The sequence below is a fragment of the Siphonobacter sp. BAB-5405 genome (assembly GCF_002872335.1).
Lineage (GTDB): Bacteria > Bacteroidota > Bacteroidia > Cytophagales > Spirosomataceae > Siphonobacter.
Map to the genome: position 1 here is coordinate 104,591 of NZ_NJAG01000044.1, position 20,502 is coordinate 125,092.

Here is a 20,502-nt window from a genome sequence, read left to right on the forward strand (position 1 = left end):
GTCTAAACTGTTACTTCAGCCACCTATGAAAAAGTTTTTTCGGGAAAACGGATTGTCGTTAATCCTGGCCCTTATTACTCTCCTTACCTTATTGGCTCACCTGCTTACGGGATGGCAGGATTTAAATAATGAACGACAGGATTTTGGCCAAACCCACTTACGCTGGGTGAGTACTTCGGCAGTGGCCATTGCATAGAATCGGTTTTTGAAAATTGGGAAAGCGAATTTCTCCAGATGGCCTTGTACGTATTGCTGACGGTATCGCTGTACCAAAAGGGCTCGTCCGAATCCAAAAGCCTGACCGAAGAGGAGGAAGTAGACCGCGAACCTTCGCCGACCCGTGCAGGAGCACCCTGGCCCGTCCGGAAAGGGGGCTGGGTAGTCAAGTTATATCAGAATTCCCTGAGTCTGGCTTTTTTCGTACTCTTTGGACTATCGTTTGTGTTACACGCCATTGGTGGGGTACAGGCCCACAATGAAGAGCAGCAGCTACAGGGGAAAGCCGACTTTATGAGCTTAGGTGAATTTCTGGGATCGAGTGAGTTCTGGTTTCAATCGTTTCAGAACTGGCAGAGTGAGTTCCTATCGGTATTTTCTATCGTAGTCCTGTCCATCTTCCTACGGCAAAAAGGCTCACCTGAATCAAAACCCGTTGATGCTCCGCATCAGGAGACGGGCAATTAGCAGGCCTGCGAAGACGTCGTTTTGATGGGGAAACACCGGGCCATGGCCAGCATAAATAGGGCCATACAGGTTAAGCCAATGGCGGTAGTCATTTGAATCCACTGCCCGCCGGGAAAAGCTTGTAGTGATTTGATGAGGTCGTCCATGTTCATGACCCAGTGCGGGTTTTCTTTCCAGGCCCCTTTAATCAGGTACCAGCTCGTAGAGGCCAGTATGCCACCCACGGTCAGGAAGCCCACCAGATTACACACCCAAAGAAAGCCATGGAGCCACGTAGGGAAAGCCTCTTTATTTAGACTCTTGTAGACAGTGCCTGAAATGCCTTTGTACATCTGTAATCCCGCCCAGAGCATCAGAAAAACACCCACGAGGATAATGAGCCAGTCCCCGCCCTTGACCATTAGTATCTTGGAAACCCAAAGCTGCTTCTGATTTTGATCATCCGCCTGTCCCATTAAAAGTTTTACTGCCGTTATACCCAGACTTGTATACGTAAGACCGCTGAGGAAATAATTTAACCGATAAATCCACCCTAGTACACCTTTGCCCTTCTTATACGGATCAAAATAAATTTCAGCCATCCGCCAGACGGTATGCCCCGCTAAGGATAGGGCCATTAAGACTAACACTACGGCTCCCACGTCGGTTTTGATGAATTCCTGCAAAACGGCTTTTCGTCCGGGATCCGGGCCTCGTTGCCCCAGAGCAAATTGGATGGCAAAGAAAGCGACGCAACCGTATAAAATTCCTTTGGTTAAATAACTAAGTCGGGTTAAACTGGCAACGGTTTGTTCCCAGGTACGCGGACTCGTTTTCGTTTGGGCAATGGCTTCCATGCTTCGGGTTTAAAGTTCACTAGACCCAAAAAAGGCTAACTCGATCGGTTAGCCTTTTTTGAGTTAATCCTGTATTGCATTTGCAGGCTGTTAAAGATTACGAGACACCCCACGTTCATCCGTATTCAGCGTATCGACGTCTACTTCCGTATGACGGACCGTATCACGGACGGTTTCTACGTGTTCATCCACTTCTTTGCCTAAGGTAACTTCTTCCACGACCCGGGCTTCTTTCGAAACAACGGGTACTTCGGCGTGTTCAACCACATCGATCTGGCCTTCCTGGAACGTTGCAAAATCCGCATCAGTAGCCGGACGGTCCACGGGGGTACGGTTTACTACCACGCGTTCCTGACGCAGACGGACGTTTTCTTCAACCGGTCGCTCCACGATACGGCTGCGGAGGCGGGCTCCACCCGTTTCAATGCTACGTTTGCCTACCTGCAGATTCTCTTCAATGACCTTGGCAGAAGCGGCCTGGTTGTCGGCAGTAAATTCATCCCTCACAATGTCAGCGTTTGAATGAGGCTGTAAGGGATCAACCGTTAATGAATCTTCCGTAGGTTGATAGTCAGCCGGGTAGGGCGTTGAACCGGTAGCCGTAGTGGCTACGTAGCCATATTCGTTGGCTTTTTCGTCGATATCCACGGCTCCGTGTTCATCCAGAATATCCGAAGCCAGACGAGCCTGTACATCCGATGCATTGTGTACCGTGACAATCGAACCCCGACGGGCTACGTGTGAATATTTGTCGGCATCATCGGTATCGCTACCAAAAAGCGATTTGAAGAAATTACCGATGCCTGTGTCATTATCGCTTTCGTGTGCGGTAGTCGTAGCGTCTACGCTACCCGTAGCTGAAGCGGAGATATCTACGTTTTCTTCTGAAAATCCGCGTTGGATGAGTTGAGCAGCAGCCGTTTGTGCTTGCAGGGCCGTATCAAACAGGCCAATAACAGTCTTTGACATGATTCTTACATTTGGGTTGTGATGGAATTTTTTTACGATGAATACGAAATCTATGCTTCCGGACCAGTACTACGCGTAATTACAATTTCTTCCTGCCGCAGCACGACGGGCTGGTGAGTAGTAGTCTGTACTTCTTCTTTGGTGATACGAACTTCTTCCACCAGTACCAGGCGTTTAACAAGGATTTCCTTCACGACCGGCACGATCATGGTTTCACCTTCGTACCGTACCGCTGGAGGCGTATCAATGTATTGGTTGATGGGTACGCGTTCTACCTTTACCTGTTGCTGCGTAAGGGGAAGTTCCACAAGTTCTTCGCGTTCGTGCACACGTTTACTTACGGTTACTCGACCCGTTTCTTCCAGCTGCGTATCAACCTTCAGCTGTTCTTCGATTACCGGCAAAACCACGGGACGCGGGCCGGATTCATTCGTTACGGAAGGATTAGTGTTCGTATTCATCAGGTCTATCAGGGGTAAAATTCGTTCCATTAGCCTTCGTAGGAGACTATACGTTCAATTTTAAGAAATTAACACCCCAAATGTTACCGTCTTAGGGAGCGGGCTTCACAGCCCGAAAGAAATTTCGGTAAAACATTTAGTATCAGCCATGTTTCGCTAGTGTCAGACCAAACGTTTCGAACGTTGGTACTTTTTACTCAGGATACTGGGACGCGGGGGTGAGGCACTGATCAACCCTGTAGCCCGCCTAGAGGAAACCTTTCTACACATTCTCATTTATGAGGCTTTGAAAGGGTCACTGATGGTCTGAAATGCCTATTGAATGCGGCTGGCTACACTTTTTAGCATACTCATTTACAGTGACTTGGGCAGTAAACGTAAAGTAGGATTTTATGCTTAGTGTACTTCTTCTAAATGCATAAATCACACTACACAATTACCAACGGTCTATAGCGTATAGCCATTCCAATAATTTTAAACGTATGAAACTTCAAGAAAAAGAAGTTGCTTCCACTGCCTCTTCGACGACCACCTGGACCGAACCTATTGGTACGACCGTTACTCCACCGACCTCTGTCAATCCAAAAAATTTAGTGTGCTTCTCCCATTTGCGTTGGAATTTCGTTTACCAGCGACCCCAACATTTACTAAGCCGTGCCAGTAAGGAATGGCAGGTGTGGTTTCTGGAAGAACCCGTATTTAAAGAGGGTCCCATTCGGCTGGAAAAACACGAAATACAATCCCAGCTCTGTGTACTCGTACCCTGTATGCCGCACGGCTTAAAGCCAGAGGAAGTAATCGCTCAGCAAAAACGATTGATTGACGAATTCATCGCCAGCGAAGGTATCTCTTCTTACGTAGCCTGGTACTACACACCCATGGCTCTTGCTTTCAGTCCCGAAGTTGCACCGGAACTTACGGTTTACGATTGCATGGATGAGTTAAGTGCCTTTCTGGGGGCTCCCCGCCAACTGATTGATCTGGAACAACGGTTGATTGAGCAGGCGGACGTGGTATTTACGGGCGGCCATAGTTTGTACGAGGCTAAACGCGATAAGCACGCACATACCTACGCGTTCCCCAGCAGTATTGATTTTCTCCACTTCAGTCAGTCTCGTAAACCACAACCCGATCCGGACGATCAGCGGCAATTTGCCCACCCCCGTATCGGTTTTTGTGGCGTGATTGACGAACGATTCGATATTGAATTAGTTAGAGAACTGGCTCAGCGTCGCCCCGACTGGCAATTCATTTTCCTGGGACCCGTCGTGAAAATCAATCCGGCGAGTTTGCCGAAGGCTCCCAATGTCCATTATTTGGGTATGAAGTCGTATCAGGAAATTCCCCGGTACTTTGCTCACTGGGATGCGGCTATTTTGCCCTTCGCGATTTGCCCGGCCACGCGATACATCAGTCCCACCAAAACGCCGGAGTATCTGGCATCGGGCTTACCCGTTGTTTCCACGCCGATTCACGACGTAATCCGAAACTACGGAAGCCGCAACTGGGTACACATTGCCGATACTGCCGAACGCTTTGAAGCGGCCCTGGAGCAGGCTCTGACCGACAAAGGCATGACGCATCGGAAAGAAGTAGATACCTTTTTGAATGAAAATTCCTGGGATCGGGTTTGGAACGAAATGGCAGGTTTGATGAAGCTTCACGCTCAACCTGCCTAAGACAAACGTTTCACCCCTGTTCATGAAACTTTGGCGACGGGCTATGGAGTAGCTCTTGCCAGGTATAAGGTCACGTGATCGTACTAACCCCACGCTGAATGTTCAGCGTGGGGTTTTATTTGTAAAGGCCTGATCGTTAGATACCAGAGACAATGAGATTACAGCAAATGCAATTTTGTATTTAAAATTTTCAGGGCATCGTAGGGGGAAGTCTGGACTGAACTGTCCTAGTAACGTTCAATCGAGACCATCCATAAAAGCCATGAAAAAGTATGTATTGATTACCGGAGCGAGTTTAGGATTAGGGAAGGCCCTGGCCCTGGAGTTAGCCAGCCAGGGCCGGGACCTAATCCTGGTCGCCCTTCCCCAGGAAGGACTTCCTCTGTTCGCCCAAATGCTTTCCGAAACGTATAGTGTAACCGTACGAACCTACGAAACTAATCTAATGCAGGCGGAGAACATTCGCCAGCTTATTCGCTGGCTGGAAGCTTCCGGATTTCAGGTCGATTTCCTCATTAACAACGCGGGTATTGGTGGCTCGAAAGCGTTCGATACGGCTGAGTCAGAGCAGATCGAAAATATCATTCAGTTGAACGTAACGGGAACGGCACTCCTGACCCGATTACTATTACCCTTTCTGCTGAAATTTCCCAAGTCCTATATTCTCAATGTTTCCAGTCTGGCCGCATTTACCCCCATTCCCTACAAAACCGTATATCCGGCATCCAAGGCATTTATATATTCGTTTTCCCTTAGTTTACGGGCGGAGCTGAGTGCGAAAGGCGTGCAGGTCAGCGTATTGCATCCGGGACCGATGCCCACCTCAGCGGAAAACCTGAATCGTTTACAAAAACATGGTTGGCTGGGCCAACTGAGTTGCTTATCCGTCGAAGAGGTCGCCCAGATTGCTTTAAAACAGGTTCGCCGAGGCCAATCGATTATCATTCCGGGTACATTGAATAAAGTAGGGTACTGGGCCGCCCGCTGGATTCCCTGGTCCTGGCGAGAACCCCTTCTGGTATCCATGCTTCGTAAAGAAATCTCCGCATGAAAATTTTACTCACGGGTGCTACGGGACTGCTGGGCAGTCATATTGCCGGGGCTTTGTTACGGCAGGGATACGCCGTAAAGGCTATGTACCGTTCCCTGCCCCAAGCGATCAGTCAGTTACCCTGGTACACTCAGGTAGAATGGGTGCAGGGACAGATGACTTCGTTGCCAGATCTGGAAAAAGCAGCCTACGATTGTCAGGGAATCGTTCACGCCGCTGCTCGCACGGAGCCGTATCCGTCGAACGTTGAGGCTTATTTTGACGCCAATGTTTTAGCTACACGGCAGATTCTGGAAGTAGCCCGTCGCCTGTCCATGCAACGACTGGTGTATGTAAGTACAGCGGCTATTTATCAGCCAGGAACGTATGAGAATCCAGCTACGGAAGAAAGTCCCTTCGCTTTTGACTTGATGCAGTCGGGCTACATTGCCAGCAAGTATCAGGCTCAGCAGGAAGTGCTCGAAGCGGTTGCGGAAGGAGTTCCTATCGTCATCGTGAATCCCACCTTTTTGCTGGGACCCTACGATTTCAAACCCAGCTCGGGAGCATTGATCAGTTATGTATTAAACAATCGACGCGTCTTTTTTCCGGGCAGTGGGGGTAAGAATTTTATCGACGTACGGGACGCGGCGGAGGCTACCGTACAAGCTCTTCAAAAGGGTCGAATTGGGGAAAGTTATTTACTGGCTGCTACTAACGTACCGTACGAAGTATTTTTTGAAACCGTAGCGAGTCTACTTCCCGAAAAACGCTCCCTGATTCCCATTCCCCGCCAACTCATGCGATCGGCGGGGCGACTAGGGACCTTTGCTGAACGGTTGTTTGGGCATCCGCTGCGACTTAATTACATCAATACCGTACTCGTTACCCAGGACAATTACTACAGTGGTCAGCGAGCCCGGCAGGAACTGGGACTGATGAGTACTCCCTTTCAGGATTCCGTTCGTGATACGATCGATTGGTTTCAACGCGGAATCCTTCGTTAACGCCTTTCAATCGTAAATCCATAAGCCATGAAAACATTCGTTTCTTTTCTCCTCGTACTCGGTTTGATTCTTCACAGTTTCGCTCAGGCCACGACGATCGTTCCCGCCAAAGCGACTTTCTCAGCGAAAACGGCATCGCGGCAATTGTTCTATTTGCAACGCAGTAAAGATGCCAATACGGTAGTCTACGAAGCCAACGAATCGGCGGACCGAAAGTTGAACCCGAGTAAGCCCGTCGAAGTATACTGGATTCGCTACGCCGAGCAGGGCCAACGGGAAGATCTCTCCCGCATCCAATGGCAACTGGCCTACGGCTATACACACCAGCCGATTGCCGGTGAATCCTACGAGGTACGATTGAATGCTTTTCCCGAACGGGTCCTGAAGGTCCAATACCATCAGGGGAAAGCCGTGGCTATGACAACGATTAGTGGGCAGCGGGCCTGTCTGCAAAAAGTCTTCGTACAACTGGATCCCAAAGCCCGGTTGGTACCTAAAGTCAAGTACGTAGAAATGTTCGGCGTGGACCCGGAAAGTGGGCGAGCCGTTTATGAACGCATCATTCCCTAAAATCCCGTAAGTTTTCCGTTTCAGCCCTGAATCCTCAAACCATACGCAGCTATAGGCGGCACTGGCTGCCCATTTCAGTACGGTCACGAATGGGTCGATCTCTGGAAGGATGTCCGACGTAGCAAGAGTATCCGGCAGGCGTTTGCCATCCTTTTTGGCCCTCTTGAGCTGCTGACCGGAAGTAACGTATGGAAAGCAACGTTACTTCCGGTTGCAAATGCGTAGACCGACGTGGAATCCTACCCATCCCTGTACGGAGAAATCCGGGAAAAGGGTATACGCCGAAAACGCGGGTAGGCTATACGTGGGCCGGATTTCATGCCGACTGTCCGCATCAAACGAAGACAGGTTGAACGTTGGTCCTACGGCCAAGGCCAGCCCGCGGCTGATTTTCTTTTCGACAGCCAGCTCAAATCGGCCCAGGAAGCGGCCTTCTTCAAAGTTTTGCCACTGGGCGGGCAGGCGGAAGTTCGTGGTATAATCAACGTTGAGCATCCAACCCTTTTTCAAATCAACGGCTGTTCCGAAGCCGTAACCAAAGCTCCAGGCGGGTCGCGGTTCCGCATCGAGATTGGAACCTATGGTTAGGATATTGTAGAAGCCCCGATGGCCCGTTTTAAACGTCAGATTGGCCCGACTGGCTTCATTGATGGAAATTTCCAGTCGCCGATACCCATTGCGGTGCACGTAGCTGAAGAGGCCATACGGGGCCTTTTCGGCGTATCCGGCCATATTCAGCAAGCCAATCTGATGGCCACCGGTGATATGTCGGCTGTAATTCAACGCACTACTGAGTTGCCATCCGTTCAGGTCGCTGGTCGCAATATTCAGAACACCCGCCAATTGGACACCCGTTGCCGGACCTATCCGAATGTTACCCACCCCCGCGACCTGCGTACCCAGACTTTCGCCCCCAATCAGGTTTGCTACGCCACTGAGTTGTACGCCGTGATGCAGGCTACCGATCAGTAAGTTTCCAACTCCGGCTAGTTGTACGCCTGAGAGATCGCCCCCTATGATGTTTCCGATTCCCGCACCCTGGAAACCCCGCATATCGCGGCGGATGATGTTGCCCATACCGGCTAGTTGCGTACCTTCCACCCGTTCGCCTACCAGGTTCGCCATACCTGCTACCTGTACCCCGTGAACATTGCCACGTACTACGTTGCCCAAACCCCCAATTTCTACTTCATTCACGCCCAGCGAATAACCCAGCAGCACGTTGTACGACAAATCATTGATGGCCCGGGCACTCAGCGTTGCGTTGCTTCCCACAAAAGGAAGTACCGAAACCTGAGTCTGACGGTACAGCGTGTCGCCGGATAGGTTACTGTCATGAATAGCCGATTTCGTGGACATCAGCCAGTCGGTAAATCTGTTTTTACTGCGTTTCCAAAGCGAAATGCGGGATCTTGGTACGGAATCCGGTGAACTAAGCCGTATAATCTGTGGCGTAGCAACAGTTCGCCGGGTACTGGTGTCGGTTGACTGTCGGATGGGTAAAGGCGGCAGCGTACGGGTGATGACGAACGGAGCGAGGCGTATATTCAAGGTATGACTTTGCCGGGAACGTACCCGGACGGTTTCCCCCACGTATTCTTGTTTCCGGATTTCGAGTAAAAGCTGCGGAAGACTAGTGGGTAGCTTGATCCGGTAAAAGCCGTAGGCGTCGGTGAGAGTAGCGGTGAAGGTAGTTTTTTCGTAGACGGAAACCTGAGTAATTTTGTGGCCCGTGTGTTCGTCGGTGATGTATCCTTCGAGGTAAAAATGTTTGGGCGTTTCCTCGGTATCCGGTTCTGGACTGGTCCGTAGGACGATGTGATTACCCCGGGAATGGTACTGAAGGGTGCCTTTGAACAGCTGATTAAGAGCTTCGCGTACACTGACGTTCGTAGCCCGCAGCGTCACCAATCGGTTTTCGGAGATAAGGGCAGAGTGATACGAAAAGTTGAAATTTCCCCGCTGACTAAGCACCTGGAGCACCCGGGGGAGGCGTTCGTTGTGAACATCCAGGGAAACGAGCCGCTCCAGCGGGGGTACTTCCCCACGGGCCGGGGTACAGGCCCAGGCCACCAACAGGATGAAAAACAGGCGAATCATTTTCAGAAGATTGAAGGAAGGTAGGCGAAGGCAGGGCTGCTTAAGGCGAGCAACCCGTACCTTCAAAAATGAACTCCGTACCCTGGCGACGAATGGTCAGTCCGTGCGAGTCGGCGATGGCCTGAAGAAGATTTTCCAAAGTATCTTTGGTACGATCAAACGCGATTGTGGTGGGGCAGTTTCGAAGGGATTCGTTCCCAAGCTGCACCTCGGCCTGATACACCTCGTTGATTATCTGTATCACTTCACGGAGTGTCGCGTTATCGAAAACCGCTTTACCCGTTTGATAGGTAAACACATTCGGGTCGAGGCGTTCAGTTTTTTGCATCGTAGCCGCCTGGGCATCAAACGTGGCCTGTTGATCTTTCATAAGCGTCACTTCCGCATTGCGGGCTTTGAATACAACCTTCCCCGTTCGCACGGCTACCCGTACATTCGGATCATAGGCCCGAACGCTAAACGAGGTACCTACCACCTGCACGGTCGTCTGACTGGCCTGAATACGGAACGGTTTCTCTTTATTGGGCGTAATATCGAAAAAGGCTTCTCCCGTCAATACCACCGAGCGGGAATCGTCGGCAAAGGTTTCGGGGTACTCGAGCTTACTGTTACGATTCAGCCATACTTTGCTGCCATCCGGCAATTCATGTACCGTAGAATGATCCGTAGCCGTAAAAGCCAGTTGGGGTACGGAAGCATTTCGCTGGAGCGTCCAGAATAACCAGCCCAGGCCCACCAGCAGTACCACGGCCGCCGCAATGGAAGTACGCCAGGAGGTGAAGCGACGTATGGGGGTATCGGCTACCGGGGCGGGTTCCTGAATTCGGTTTCGTAATTTTTCCCAGGCCGCATCCGCATCGACGGGCGGGCGGGTTTGGAGGGTTCGGCTCGTTTCCCAGATTTTTTCGAAACGCTGCATTTCCCGTTCGGCATCCGGTTCATTGAGCCATTGCCGAACCCGCTGGGTCTCTTCCTCATTGGTTTCGCCCGCCAGGTATTTGCCAATGAGCCCATCCTCAATGGGTTCGTGAGAATCGCTATCCATGGCTTAAGCCCGTGTTTTAGAGTACAAGTTAATCATATGCATGAATGCCTAACAGGATGAACAAAGGCAGATAATCGGCCAGCTCGACGCGTAAGATCCGTAACGCCTTACCAATCTGATTTTCGACCGTTTTTACGGATAAACCCAGCCGATCGGCAATTTCCTGGTACTTCAGTTCTTCAAAGCGGTTCATCGTAAAAATGAGCCGGCATTGTTCGGGAAGCCGCTCGATGGCCGCTTGCAGGCGTTCGGACAGTTCGGAAGCCATCAACGCCTGGGCCGGAGCTTCCGAGGCGTTGGCTTCGGCAAACTTATACTGCTGGTATTCCGCCTGAATGGCCAGATGTTTGATACGATTCAGGCAACGATTGTGTACCGCCCGATACAGATACGATTTCAGGGAGGTTTCAATCGTTAGCGACTGCCGTTTTTCCCAGATCGTTACAAACACGCTTTGCACGATTTCTTCCGCGTCTTCCCAATCTTTGAGAAAGGAAAACCCGTACTGACACAGCGAAGCGTAATAATGCCGGAAGAGCGTTTCATAGGTACGTTCATCGCCCTGCTGGATGGATCGCAGGATGTCCTGATCGGTTAAGGAACGATCTTCTGGTTTTGTAAACGGATTAGACCTACCATTCATTACTGGGCCTTTCGGAGTTATGACAACTGAAAACGGTTGTACCCTACGGATCGAAGAAAAAAAACAGGAATGAAGTCCCCGCGTGGGTAAAACCGGAATTGAGACCAGGATGATTCTCTTGCGAAAACGGTTGCACCCGGTCCCCCAGACGGCATCATCCCCTTCGAAAGGTACGGGAAGAAATCAACTGGCAAACGCTTGATACGAATGAACTGCGTATATCCGGGTTTCGGCGGTAGAGGTCGGGTACTGAATTGCACCCTGCCTCTTACCGTGGTTTATTGTTTTTACGGGTTTTCTTAATGGGTTTACCGTATTTTTTCATCATCTCTTCCGCGTGATTACGTCGCACGTTCACCTTTTGGTTTTTCGCACTTTTTTCGTGAAAAGCGGGTCCAACCGTTTCCTGAGGAGGTAATTTGACCGGTATGATCTTGTGTACGACTTTGGGAATTTCCTCCGGAATAAGATCCTGCGTAATGACGAGGTCCTCGGGCAGGGGACGTTCGGGAATGGGAACCCCCATCAGATTTTCAATGGCCTGCCGGTATTCCGTTTCTGCGGGGTTGACAAAAGTCAAAGCAACGCCTTTTTGATCCGCCCGGCCCGTACGGCCAATGCGGTGGATATACGTTTCCGGAATTTCAGGGACGTCGAGGTTGATGACGTGGGATACTTCCGAAATATCAAGGCCACGGGCAATCAGATCGGTAGCAATCAGGATCCGTAATTGGCCGTCTTTGAAGGCCTGTACGGTATTGAAACGATAATTCTGGGCTTTGTTGGAGTGAATGACGCCGACCTGTTCGGGAAATTGCTCGTCGAGTTGTTCAAACAGACGGTCGGCCAGCGTTTTGGTCGCGATAAACACGAGTACTTTCCGCAAATTTTCATCGTGCTGAAGGAGATATTCCAGCAGGTTTACTTTCGTTAAAAAGTTGGGAACCGGATAGGCCGACTGTTCGATATTATCCAGCGGCGTACCAACGGGCGAAGATTCCACGAAAACGGGACTGGTAAAGTGCGTCTGAATCAACGTGTCTACCTCTTCCGTCATGGTGGCGGAGAATAATAGGTTCTGGCGTTTCGCGGGGAGTGAATCGAGGATCGTCGTTAGCTGCGAACGGAAGCCCAGATTCATCATTTCGTCCACTTCGTCAATCACCAGTCGCTTGATCGTTTTGGTTTTCAGCGTACCCGTTGAAATCAGATCGATTAGTCGGCCGGGCGTTGCTACCAATACATCCACTTCTTTTTTGAGTTCGGCTACGTGCGTTTTCAGATTCACGCCACCGTACACACCCAGTACCGCAAGGGTTTGATATTTGCTTAGCTGCTCGACCGCTTCTACGACCTGCACTACCAGCTCGCGGGTGGGAACCAGAATAAGAAGCTGGGGCAGCCGGTCTTTCGAGAATTGATACAGTCGAAGTAAGGGGAGGAGGTAGGCGAATGTTTTGCCCGTACCCGTTTGTGCCAGCCCGCAAACATCTTTTCCCGACATCACAACTGAAAAAACCTTCTCCTGGATGGGCGTGGGGGTAGTATAACCCAGGTCTTCCAGTGCGTTTAAAAGCGGTTTGTGCAGGTTTAATTCTTCGAATGTCATGGCTTGTTTACGTTTGTTGGCAGGTCTTTCGCTGCGGATGAAGGTACAAAAGTACGAAAAGCTGGGCAGTAGCCTCCCGGTTAGACGCAAGAAACCCGACTCATAAAGTCGGGTTTCCTGGAGTTGAAAGAGAATTGCTTATTGTTTGCCAAATTCTCCGTCTGCGGTAATCATGACTTCTTCGCTAAGCATGTTAGCGGGAAATTTCGATCCAATACCAAAATCACTACGCTTGATCGTGCCCGTAGCCCGGAAGCCAGCCGCCTGTTTCTTGTTGTTCGGATTCGTAATCGTTCCGCGGTACCACAAATCCAGCGTTACGGGTTTAGTAACGCCATGAAGCGTCAGATTACCCATCAGTTTGTATTTGTCTGCCCCATCTTTTTTAAGCGAAGTGCTTTTGAAAGTCAGGGTCGGGTACTGGGCAGCGTCGAAGAAATCCGGGGATTTCAGGTGAGCGTCGCGTTTTTCTACACCGGTATTGATGGAAGCCGTCTGGCCCGTGAACTCAAACGTGGCATCGCTAAAATCCTCTTTCGTGGCTGTAACGGTAGCATCAAAATCCGTAAACGCTCCGGATACGGTTGAAATGCCCGTGTGGGTTACGTCAAATTTCAGCTGAGCGTGATTCTTGTCCACCTTCCAGGTTGACTGAGCCATACTGGCAAGTGAGAAAGCTGTGAACAGCAGCGATAAAGCTAGTTTTTTCATTGTATTGGTTTACGTTAGTGCGTTGGCCAAAGGTATAAAAAATCTGAATTAAGCCTGCGGAGCCAATTGAATGTTCGCAATCAATTTGATGTCTTCGCCCAAAGCCAGACCACCCGTTTCAGTTAACGCGTTGTAAGTCAGGCCAAATTCTTTCCGATTCACCACGCCGGTTACTTCAAAACCAATCTTGGTATTTCCGTACGCGTCCTTCGCAGATCCACCGTATTCAGCGGTTACTTCCACGGGTTTGGTAATGCCTTTCATCGTCAGGTTACCCGTCAGTTTATAAACATCGCCTTTTACTTTCTGGAAAGACGTAGATAGGAAGGAAATGTGGGGATAGGTTTCAGCGTCGAAAAACTCAGCCGATTTCAGGTGCTCGTCGCGTTGGGCCTGATTGGTATCGATGCTGTTCACGTCGAGTGAGAAGTGAATTTCAGCTCCCGAAAAATCGCTGAAGTCATCATTGGTAGTAGCTCCGCCGGTAAAGTTATTAAATGAACCCGTTACCGTAGAAATCACCAGGTGCTTCACTTTAAACTGAACTTCGGAGTGCAGGGGGTCTACAGCCCATTTTGTAAGCGTTGACATACAAAGAAAGTTAAAAAATGGATGAAAAATTTACTATGATATAAAAACTAACACTGTTAACTAAAAAACAAAAAAATTAATTCATCGATTGGATAAATCCGTTTACCGCATCTTCCAGTACCTGATCGTGCCAGCCATTGGGGCCTTGCTGCGATTCAATCATTTGAATGCTTACTAGTCCATGTAAGATCGACCAGTAAGTGTGAAATTTCAGGAAGTCATTCGTTGCCGGACGCTGACTCTGGGCAATGGCTTCGCCAATAACCTGAAGCAAGACCTGACTAAAAGCCTGCATTTCTTCAACCTGATTGACGGTTTCACAGGCGGGCATACCCATTCCGTACATAAGCTGATAGTAATGCTTGTGCTTGAAAGCAAACTTCGAATACGCCCGGGCCATATCCATGAGCTGCTGCGAGGGTAGGGGAGAAACGGTTCGAGCGGCCTGCAATTCCTGGGTCAGTAGCCCAAAACCTTGTTTGATGAATTCCAGAAGAATCGCTTCTTTGTTATCAAAGTGCTGGTAAATGACCGGAATACTGTACTCAATGGCATCCGCAATTTTGCGGATCGAGAGAGCCTGCCAGCCTTCCCGTTCCACCAGTTGCCAGGCCGCTAGCAAGATGCTATTTCTGACTTCCTGTTTCTGCCGTATTTTCCGTTCAACAATGCCCAATGACTTTCTGATCAATTTTCTAATACCGTTAACTGAATGCAGGTGTATTAAGTTCTATAAATATAGCTGTGCAAGTCAGGTAAAAATGGATAAACTGCTTATAATTATTATAACGTTTTATAAACGTTATAATAATTATAAGCAGTTTATCCATTTTATATGTTGTGATACATCCTTTAAAGATTCTGTTATTCATTTGCTTATTACGTATAATAAATTGTTTATACTTCTACCATCATCTGTGGCTATTCCAGTATTTATAAAAAGCTATGATGAGTGTTATTATAATGAAGGCTTGCTTACCACTGGGGACTAAAAAAGCGTAGGATTGAAATGTTACGCTACAGAATGGGTCAAGCCTGTGGCTCTTTCTTAGGCTTCTTTTCTTTTCAATGCCGCTCTTGCCTATCAACCTATTTGATAACTAGCTACCTGAGAGAATCCCGAAGGTTATGGACTCACCTGAGGTCTACTCCAGCAACATAACAGGTAAGAAAACAGGTTGGTTCAAAGCGTGAATGGGATAGGAGTAAAGTATGTACTTTGTAGTTGAACTATTACTGAAATTACTATTTAACATAACTTAAATTATATAACACAACTACTAGCTTTTTTAATTATCCAATCTAGTGCTCTCTATAAATTATACGCTAATCATTAATTAAACACCCTACCGCTTTTGTATACGCGAGTGGTACCGACTTACCCTGCAAACTGGCTACCAACGCTTCTTTAAGATAATGTCGTTGCGGAGCCGTGCGATACGAACCCAGTTTGTAAAACTGATCGTCGATGCTTCCCTGATATAACACCTGATTATTGGCCGAAAGCAGGACGACCTCCGGCGTAGTCGTTACTTTATACCGATGCACTAACTGATGCCTGGGATCTAATCGATATGGTAAAGTCAGGTTGTATTCGCTTTGGAAGTGCCTTACCTCAGATTCCTTAAGCTGAGCCGTTGGATACACTAGTTCGAAAGAAACGCCTGTTTTGTATTCTTCGGCTAATTTCTGAACCCTTGGCGTTATTTTCTGACAAATCGGGCATTCCGTATCGGTAAACAGCAGCACCCGTAACTTACCAGCAGACGGCTGGGCCTTGACAGGCCCCAGCACTAGCAGAAAAAAATGAAGTACCCAGACGTACATGACTACAAAAGATTTAAAATATTTTCCATGACGTAAGCATGCGTACCCATCCATTTGGCATTGCCGTCTAGCGTAGTTACTTCAACCCGGATCTTATCCAGAAAAGCTCGCATACAATACATTTCAATGGCTTCCTCAATAGGCTTTGTGATTAACGCACCGGCCTGAGCAAGAATTCCGTCAATGATAATTATTTCAGGATTGAGAATGGTAATGGCAGTCGCCAACCCTTTGCCCAATTGAAATCCCGTATCATATATCACCTGGCTTACCAGCGGGTCTTTGCTGCGGGCTAGTTCCAACACGCGATCAATCGCCAGTTCCGCTACTTCCTGATCCGGGTACGATTTGTCCTCCTTCATTCGCTTCTGGATTCGACGTACGACCGCAGGAGCCGACGTAATCGTGTCCAGGCAGCCGATCTTGCCGCAGTAACAACGCTGACCTTCCGCTTCCACCTGAATATGGCCTAATTCGCCAGCGAAGCCCGAAGCCCCCTGAAACACTTCTCCGTTCAGAACGATTCCCAGACCTACCCCCCAGTCGATATTCAGCGAGAACATGTGTTTACTCCCCTGCCCTCTTCCGAAACGACTTTCGCCTAGAACCGTAGCTTTCGTATCATTGATGAGGAAGACCGGAAGTGAAAACTGATGCTTAATCCATTCTTTAAAGGATACTCCTGTGATGTTTAGCTTGGGATAGGTTAAATTCTTGCCCGTTTGTTCATCAATAAGTCCCGGCATGGCAATACCAATAGCCATTACCGTCCTTCCGGAAAAGGAATAATGGCAAATGTTTCCATCACGAAAGACTTCAGCGTCTCTAAATAGCTTTCAGAATTTTCGAGCGGAACAGGAGCCTCATGTTTGAATACTACTTCGTGTTTGGTATCGATCACCAGCAGACTCAGTCCATGCGTATTGATGTCAAGTACTACCACCCGATGAAAGTCGGGGTTCAGACTATACGCCGTAGGTCTGCGGCCATTGTTACCCGTTACAGTTCCCACGGTTTGAATCCAGTTTTCCTGGACTAACTGCTCTACTAACTCAGTAACGGATGGGACACTGGTATGGACACCTTTGGCTAATTGTGAGAGCGTACAAACCCCTTGCTGGTACACTAACCAAAGGGCTTGCTGAAGCCGTTGCTTCTTTTTGTAGACTACAACAGAGGACTCCTCTACTTCTTCTTCAAACATGGTTGACAGCACTTAATTACTTAAGTATAGACCATTTATGTAAAAAAAACTCACTATATTTAATTAGTTATATTTTTTGTTTTTTTATTACAAAAAGTTTTTAAATTATTTATTTAAGTAAAGTACTAAAATGCTTTTCATCTATTATCATTGCAAGACCGATTGCCATAGATTCTATGGTATTGGGCAGAATTACGTTTCATTCATTTTTTAACCATTGTTCATGAAACAATTACTACTCCTCATTTTTCTGTTTACAACGAGCCTGTCGGCTTGGGCTCAAACAGGAAGCCTGTCCGGGACTGTCCAGGACGAAAAAGGTGCAGCCGTTCCGGGTGCATCGGTGGTAGTCAAAGGGACTAACACGGGTACGACCAGCGATTCAGAAGGAAAATTCCGTTTGAACGTGACTCAGGCCAATCCTACGCTGGTGGTTTCAGCCATTGGTTATCTGCGTCAGGAAGTTGCCGTAGCTAACCAGACGGTAATCACGATTACGTTGCAGGAAGATGCGAAAGCACTGACAGAGGTCATCGTAACCGGCTTCGGCATCAAGCAGGAAGCTCGTAAACTTTCCTACGCTGCTCAGGAAGCCAAAGGCCTTGATTTACAACGGGCTAACTCAGCTAACCTGGTGAATGCGTTGCAGGGTAAAATAGCCGGGGTACAAATCGATCAGGGTTCCGGCGGACCCATGTCCTCTTCCCGGATCCGGATTCGGGGTAATGCTTCGCTGAACTCGAACACCCAACCTTTGTTCGTTATTGACGGGGTTCTGGTTCGTCCGGGTACTACCGGTGCTGATTCCTGGGGTGCCGCTCAGGATTTTGGTAACATCATGAAAAACTTCAATGCTGACAACGTAGAGTCCATGTCGGTACTGAAGGGTGCGGCGGCCAGTGCCTTATACGGTTCTGAAGCCCTGAATGGTGTAGTATTAATCACAACCAAACAAGGACGTCAGCAAAAAGGTCTTGGGGTGAACTTTAATCATACCACTTCGCTGGAAACGGCTTACCGTTTCGTAGACGTTCAGAACGAATACGGTGCTGGTATTTCTCCCAATTTTGCCAAGGGAGCAGATGGGGTAGATCAGGTTGTAAACAACACTAGCAGCTGGCCGTATTCCTTTGGCCCTAAACTGGATGGCCGCATGGTACGTGACCTGGATGGCCGTATGGTACCCTGGGTAGCGAACAATCCGCTTGACTTTTTCCAGACGGGTAAATTCATCAATAACAACCTGTCCGTAGAAGGTGCGAATGACCGTGGATCTTTCCGGGTATCGTACTCTAACCTGTACAACACGACCATCATGCCCGGTGGAGCCGAAATGAAGCGTAACAACTTTAACGTTCGGGCTACTCAAAAATTGGGTAAAGTGTTTAATCTGGACGTTTCGGCAGATTATACCATCAACGACAACTTAAACCCGATCCGTCAGGGCGGTACATTCAACCCCGTATTCCGCTTCGTATACGGTCGTCCGCGTAGCTTTGACATTGATTACTGGGTAAATAACTACGAATCACCAACGGGTGGACGGAAAGTAAACACGGCTGATCCGTACAATATTTCTCCGTTCCTGTGGCAAACGTTCCATTACAATACAACGCGTAATGAGCGAGTTTTCCGTGGTAACATTGATGTAAACATGAATTTTACGCCCTGGCTGACGGGTCTGTTACGGGCGAACCTTCAGAATGAGCAATACAATACGGAAAACAAGTTTGAGGGGGATATGCAGGGCTTCAACGGTGAATACTCTGAATTTTCTTTATCCAATAACCAGTCTCGTATTCAGGGGGTACTTACCTTAAATCGTGATCTTAGCTCTTCTGTGCATTTGAACTTATCAGCCGGGGGGGAAACCAACCGCGTGCTGGGAGGCCGGGATTATCGCGTGACTACGAATGGTGGTTTACGTTTACCGGGTGTGTTTGCCTTGTCGAACTCGGTTAGTACGTTAATAGGTTCAGGGGTTCTGAATCCATCCAGCCGTAAAGATGCTATGTATGCGTACGGTGACGTTAGCTTTAAAGACCAGTTGTTCGTCAACTTTACAGCCCGTCAGGAATTTTCTTCCACGCTTAAGTATGCCAATGGAGCGGGGGAAAAGGCTTATTTCTATCCTTCCTTAGGGGTAGCCTGGGATTTTACTCAAACGTTCAAAAACCTAGCAAATACCCTTTCGTTCGGTAAATTACGGGCCAGCTACGGTTTCACCGGTAGTGACATTGATCCCTGGACGCTTAACCGGGATGGTTTCTACTCCGCTGGAAGTATTTTCAATTCGATTAACGGTCAGATTCAACGCTACGGATTCCGGGATAACATCTTAGCAAACCCGAACATCAGAAGCCGTCGGGCTCGTGAGTGGGAAGTTGGGGCAGACGTACGCTTTTTCGATAATCGTCTGACTTTGGACGTAGCGGTGTATAATAAACTGACGACGAACGAAATGTTCCGCCTGCCCGTTGCTCAGGAATCGGGCACTACCTCCCGGACCATCAACGGCGGTCGAATTCTGAACCGTGGGGTTGAGTTTATTCTGAGTGGTACACCGATTAAAAACAAAGATTTCCAGTGGACTACTTCCTTTAACTTTAGTAGAAACCGGAACAAGATTCTTGAACTGGCCGATGGCATTGACACCTACGAGTTAAGTCTGGCTTTTGGTGCTGACGTACGGTCAGTGGCCAAAGCGGGTGGTGATTACGGAACGATTGTTTCTACCTACGCTTACGCTCGTGATCCTCAGGGACGCAAGCTGATTGGTGCTGCGAGTGGTACGAACGGAGGTTATCTTACGTACTTACGTAGTGGTGCTGCCGGTCAGGGATCGAAAGAGTTAGGCACGATGATGGAGAACTTCCTCTTAAGCAACGTCAACACCCTTCGTTACAAGAATTTCTCGGCCACGTTCCAGTTGGATTCCAAAATTGGCGGCGTAATGGCTTCCTCTACCCATGCCTACGGTTCAGCCTTCGGTAGCTTTAAAAACAGCTTGTCCGGCCGTGATGCAGAACACGGAGGAATCGCTTTCACCGATAATCAGGGTGTTCAGCGGAACGATGGTATCATTCCCGATGGCGTTCTGGCGGCTGGAGTTAAAGCCAATGTGGATGGCGTACAGGTGGATTTGGGCGGCATGACGTATCAGGAAGCCGTAGACAAAGGGTATCTGAAACCCATCCCGGCGTACGCTTACTATGACAACCTTTCTAACTGGGGTTCAGGCATTCGGGAGTATTCGGTATTTGAAAATTCCTGGGTAGCCGTACGGGAAGCATCCATTGGCTATGACGTTCCATCTGCCTTGCTGAATCGTATTAAAGTACAATCGCTTCGGGTAAGTATCGTAGGTCGTAACCTGGGTTATCTCTACCGCACCGCAAAAGATGGTATTAATCCACAGGGCCTGCTGAGTAACCGGGCGGGGGAATTTGCCGAATACGGCGGACTTCCTTTCAGCCGTAATATCGGGGTATCCGTAAACGTAGGATTATAATTCAATACCTTGATTATTTTGACAT

18 protein-coding genes and 1 pseudogene are annotated in these 20,502 nt (G+C 48.7%); 6 read left to right on the top strand and 13 right to left on the bottom strand.

Annotated elements, in window-relative coordinates; all coding sequences use genetic code 11:
- Positions 1-25 precede the first annotated feature (25 nt).
- Positions 26-684: pseudogene (locus BWI97_RS22450) on the top strand (DUF6766 family protein).
- On the opposite strand, the gene BWI97_RS22455 reads toward BWI97_RS22450, so the two are convergent.
- From BWI97_RS22455 to BWI97_RS22465, 3 genes are all read right to left on the bottom strand, one after another.
- Positions 681-1,520 (bottom strand): DUF1206 domain-containing protein, encoded by an 840-nt coding sequence (locus BWI97_RS22455; RefSeq protein ID WP_102202889.1) that lies wholly within the window; start codon positions 1,518-1,520, stop codon positions 681-683. The pseudogene BWI97_RS22450 and the gene BWI97_RS22455 sit on opposite strands and share 4 nt — an antisense overlap.
- A gap of 90 nt (positions 1,521-1,610) precedes the next feature.
- Positions 1,611-2,489 carry a YsnF/AvaK domain-containing protein gene (locus BWI97_RS22460; RefSeq protein ID WP_094811575.1) on the bottom strand — a complete coding sequence of 293 codons (879 nt, stop codon included), beginning with the start codon at positions 2,487-2,489 and terminating at the stop codon, positions 1,611-1,613.
- Positions 2,490-2,539: 50 nt separating this feature from the next.
- On the bottom strand, positions 2,540-2,950 hold the full coding sequence (locus BWI97_RS22465) for a YsnF/AvaK domain-containing protein (protein WP_102202950.1): 411 nt from the start codon (positions 2,948-2,950) through the stop codon (positions 2,540-2,542).
- A 482-nt stretch (positions 2,951-3,432) separates the two neighbouring features.
- Here BWI97_RS22465 and BWI97_RS22470 point away from each other — a divergent pair, with 482 nt between their 5' ends.
- The 4 genes from BWI97_RS22470 to BWI97_RS22485 all read left to right on the top strand — a co-directional run bounded on the left by BWI97_RS22470 (position 3,433) and on the right by BWI97_RS22485 (position 7,236).
- Positions 3,433-4,629: a glycosyltransferase gene (locus tag BWI97_RS22470; protein ID WP_102202890.1), complete on the top strand. Its 1,197-nt coding sequence runs from the start codon at positions 3,433-3,435 to the stop codon at positions 4,627-4,629.
- A gap of 262 nt (positions 4,630-4,891) precedes the next feature.
- A complete protein-coding gene (locus BWI97_RS22475) occupies positions 4,892-5,680 on the top strand; it encodes an SDR family oxidoreductase (protein ID WP_102202891.1) in 789 nt (262 codons plus the stop codon).
- The gene (locus BWI97_RS22480) at positions 5,677-6,666 is read left to right on the top strand and encodes an NAD-dependent epimerase/dehydratase family protein (RefSeq protein ID WP_102202892.1); all 990 of its coding nucleotides are present in this window, start codon (positions 5,677-5,679) and stop codon (positions 6,664-6,666) included. The genes BWI97_RS22475 and BWI97_RS22480 overlap by 4 nt, the downstream gene beginning before the upstream one ends.
- A 27-nt stretch (positions 6,667-6,693) precedes the next feature.
- Positions 6,694-7,236 carry a DUF4833 domain-containing protein gene (locus BWI97_RS22485; RefSeq protein ID WP_094811583.1) on the top strand — a complete coding sequence of 181 codons (543 nt, stop codon included), beginning with the start codon at positions 6,694-6,696 and terminating at the stop codon, positions 7,234-7,236.
- Positions 7,237-7,437: 201 nt separating this feature from the next.
- Here the strand turns inward: BWI97_RS22485 and BWI97_RS22490 are convergent, their stop codons facing one another.
- From BWI97_RS22490 to BWI97_RS22540, 10 genes are all read right to left on the bottom strand, one after another.
- Positions 7,438-9,336: an STN and carboxypeptidase regulatory-like domain-containing protein gene (locus BWI97_RS22490; RefSeq protein ID WP_102202893.1), complete on the bottom strand. Its 1,899-nt coding sequence runs from the start codon at positions 9,334-9,336 to the stop codon at positions 7,438-7,440.
- 40 nt (positions 9,337-9,376) lie between these two features.
- Positions 9,377-10,381: a FecR domain-containing protein gene (locus BWI97_RS22495; protein ID WP_102202894.1), complete on the bottom strand. Its 1,005-nt coding sequence runs from the start codon at positions 10,379-10,381 to the stop codon at positions 9,377-9,379.
- Between the two features lie 28 nt (positions 10,382-10,409).
- Positions 10,410-11,024, bottom strand: a complete 615-nt coding sequence (locus BWI97_RS22500; RefSeq protein WP_102202895.1) for an RNA polymerase sigma-70 factor — start codon at positions 11,022-11,024, stop codon at positions 10,410-10,412.
- 268 nt (positions 11,025-11,292) lie between these two features.
- On the bottom strand, positions 11,293-12,633 hold the full coding sequence (locus BWI97_RS22505) for a DEAD/DEAH box helicase (protein ID WP_102202896.1): 1,341 nt from the start codon (positions 12,631-12,633) through the stop codon (positions 11,293-11,295).
- A 138-nt stretch (positions 12,634-12,771) separates the two neighbouring features.
- The gene (locus BWI97_RS22510; protein ID WP_094811591.1) at positions 12,772-13,344 is read right to left on the bottom strand and encodes a YceI family protein; all 573 of its coding nucleotides are present in this window, start codon (positions 13,342-13,344) and stop codon (positions 12,772-12,774) included.
- A gap of 48 nt (positions 13,345-13,392) precedes the next feature.
- A complete protein-coding gene (locus BWI97_RS22515; protein ID WP_094811593.1) occupies positions 13,393-13,935 on the bottom strand; it encodes a YceI family protein in 543 nt (180 codons plus the stop codon).
- Positions 13,936-14,011: 76 nt separating this feature from the next.
- Positions 14,012-14,626, bottom strand: coding sequence for a TetR/AcrR family transcriptional regulator (locus tag BWI97_RS22520; RefSeq protein ID WP_233207963.1), 615 nt, complete (start codon positions 14,624-14,626; stop codon positions 14,012-14,014).
- A gap of 635 nt (positions 14,627-15,261) precedes the next feature.
- The gene (locus tag BWI97_RS22530; RefSeq protein WP_102202899.1) at positions 15,262-15,762 is read right to left on the bottom strand and encodes a thioredoxin-like domain-containing protein; all 501 of its coding nucleotides are present in this window, start codon (positions 15,760-15,762) and stop codon (positions 15,262-15,264) included.
- Positions 15,763-15,764: 2 nt separating this feature from the next.
- Positions 15,765-16,526, bottom strand: a complete 762-nt coding sequence (locus tag BWI97_RS22535) for an ROK family protein (protein WP_102202900.1) — start codon at positions 16,524-16,526, stop codon at positions 15,765-15,767.
- On the bottom strand, positions 16,526-16,966 hold the full coding sequence (locus BWI97_RS22540) for a MarR family transcriptional regulator (RefSeq protein WP_102202901.1): 441 nt from the start codon (positions 16,964-16,966) through the stop codon (positions 16,526-16,528). The genes BWI97_RS22535 and BWI97_RS22540 overlap by 1 nt, the downstream gene beginning before the upstream one ends.
- A gap of 223 nt (positions 16,967-17,189) precedes the next feature.
- Here BWI97_RS22540 and BWI97_RS22545 point away from each other — a divergent pair, with 223 nt between their 5' ends.
- Positions 17,190-20,477, top strand: coding sequence for a SusC/RagA family TonB-linked outer membrane protein (locus tag BWI97_RS22545; RefSeq protein ID WP_102202902.1), 3,288 nt, complete (start codon positions 17,190-17,192; stop codon positions 20,475-20,477).
- Positions 20,478-20,502: the final 25 nt, after the last annotated feature.

What these genes read in the sequence shown, in the direction of transcription:
- BWI97_RS22455 (WP_102202889.1), bottom strand. Translation starts at nt 1,520, where the DNA reads ATGGAAGCCATTGCCCAAACGAAAACGAGTCCGCGTACCTGGGAACAA.
- BWI97_RS22460 (WP_094811575.1), bottom strand. Translation starts at nt 2,489, where the DNA reads ATGTCAAAGACTGTTATTGGCCTGTTTGATACGGCCCTGCAAGCACAA.
- BWI97_RS22465 (WP_102202950.1), bottom strand. Translation starts at nt 2,950, where the DNA reads ATGAATACGAACACTAATCCTTCCGTAACGAATGAATCCGGCCCGCGT.
- BWI97_RS22470 (WP_102202890.1), top strand. Translation starts at nt 3,433, where the DNA reads ATGAAACTTCAAGAAAAAGAAGTTGCTTCCACTGCCTCTTCGACGACC.
- BWI97_RS22475 (WP_102202891.1), top strand. Translation starts at nt 4,892, where the DNA reads ATGAAAAAGTATGTATTGATTACCGGAGCGAGTTTAGGATTAGGGAAG.
- BWI97_RS22480 (WP_102202892.1), top strand. Translation starts at nt 5,677, where the DNA reads ATGAAAATTTTACTCACGGGTGCTACGGGACTGCTGGGCAGTCATATT.
- BWI97_RS22485 (WP_094811583.1), top strand. Translation starts at nt 6,694, where the DNA reads ATGAAAACATTCGTTTCTTTTCTCCTCGTACTCGGTTTGATTCTTCAC.
- BWI97_RS22490 (WP_102202893.1), bottom strand. Translation starts at nt 9,336, where the DNA reads ATGATTCGCCTGTTTTTCATCCTGTTGGTGGCCTGGGCCTGTACCCCG.
- BWI97_RS22495 (WP_102202894.1), bottom strand. Translation starts at nt 10,381, where the DNA reads ATGGATAGCGATTCTCACGAACCCATTGAGGATGGGCTCATTGGCAAA.
- BWI97_RS22500 (WP_102202895.1), bottom strand. Translation starts at nt 11,024, where the DNA reads ATGAATGGTAGGTCTAATCCGTTTACAAAACCAGAAGATCGTTCCTTA.
- BWI97_RS22505 (WP_102202896.1), bottom strand. Translation starts at nt 12,633, where the DNA reads ATGACATTCGAAGAATTAAACCTGCACAAACCGCTTTTAAACGCACTG.
- BWI97_RS22510 (WP_094811591.1), bottom strand. Translation starts at nt 13,344, where the DNA reads ATGAAAAAACTAGCTTTATCGCTGCTGTTCACAGCTTTCTCACTTGCC.
- BWI97_RS22515 (WP_094811593.1), bottom strand. Translation starts at nt 13,935, where the DNA reads ATGTCAACGCTTACAAAATGGGCTGTAGACCCCCTGCACTCCGAAGTT.
- BWI97_RS22530 (WP_102202899.1), bottom strand. Translation starts at nt 15,762, where the DNA reads ATGTACGTCTGGGTACTTCATTTTTTTCTGCTAGTGCTGGGGCCTGTC.
- BWI97_RS22535 (WP_102202900.1), bottom strand. Translation starts at nt 16,526, where the DNA reads ATGGCTATTGGTATTGCCATGCCGGGACTTATTGATGAACAAACGGGC.
- BWI97_RS22540 (WP_102202901.1), bottom strand. Translation starts at nt 16,966, where the DNA reads ATGTTTGAAGAAGAAGTAGAGGAGTCCTCTGTTGTAGTCTACAAAAAG.
- BWI97_RS22545 (WP_102202902.1), top strand. Translation starts at nt 17,190, where the DNA reads ATGAAACAATTACTACTCCTCATTTTTCTGTTTACAACGAGCCTGTCG.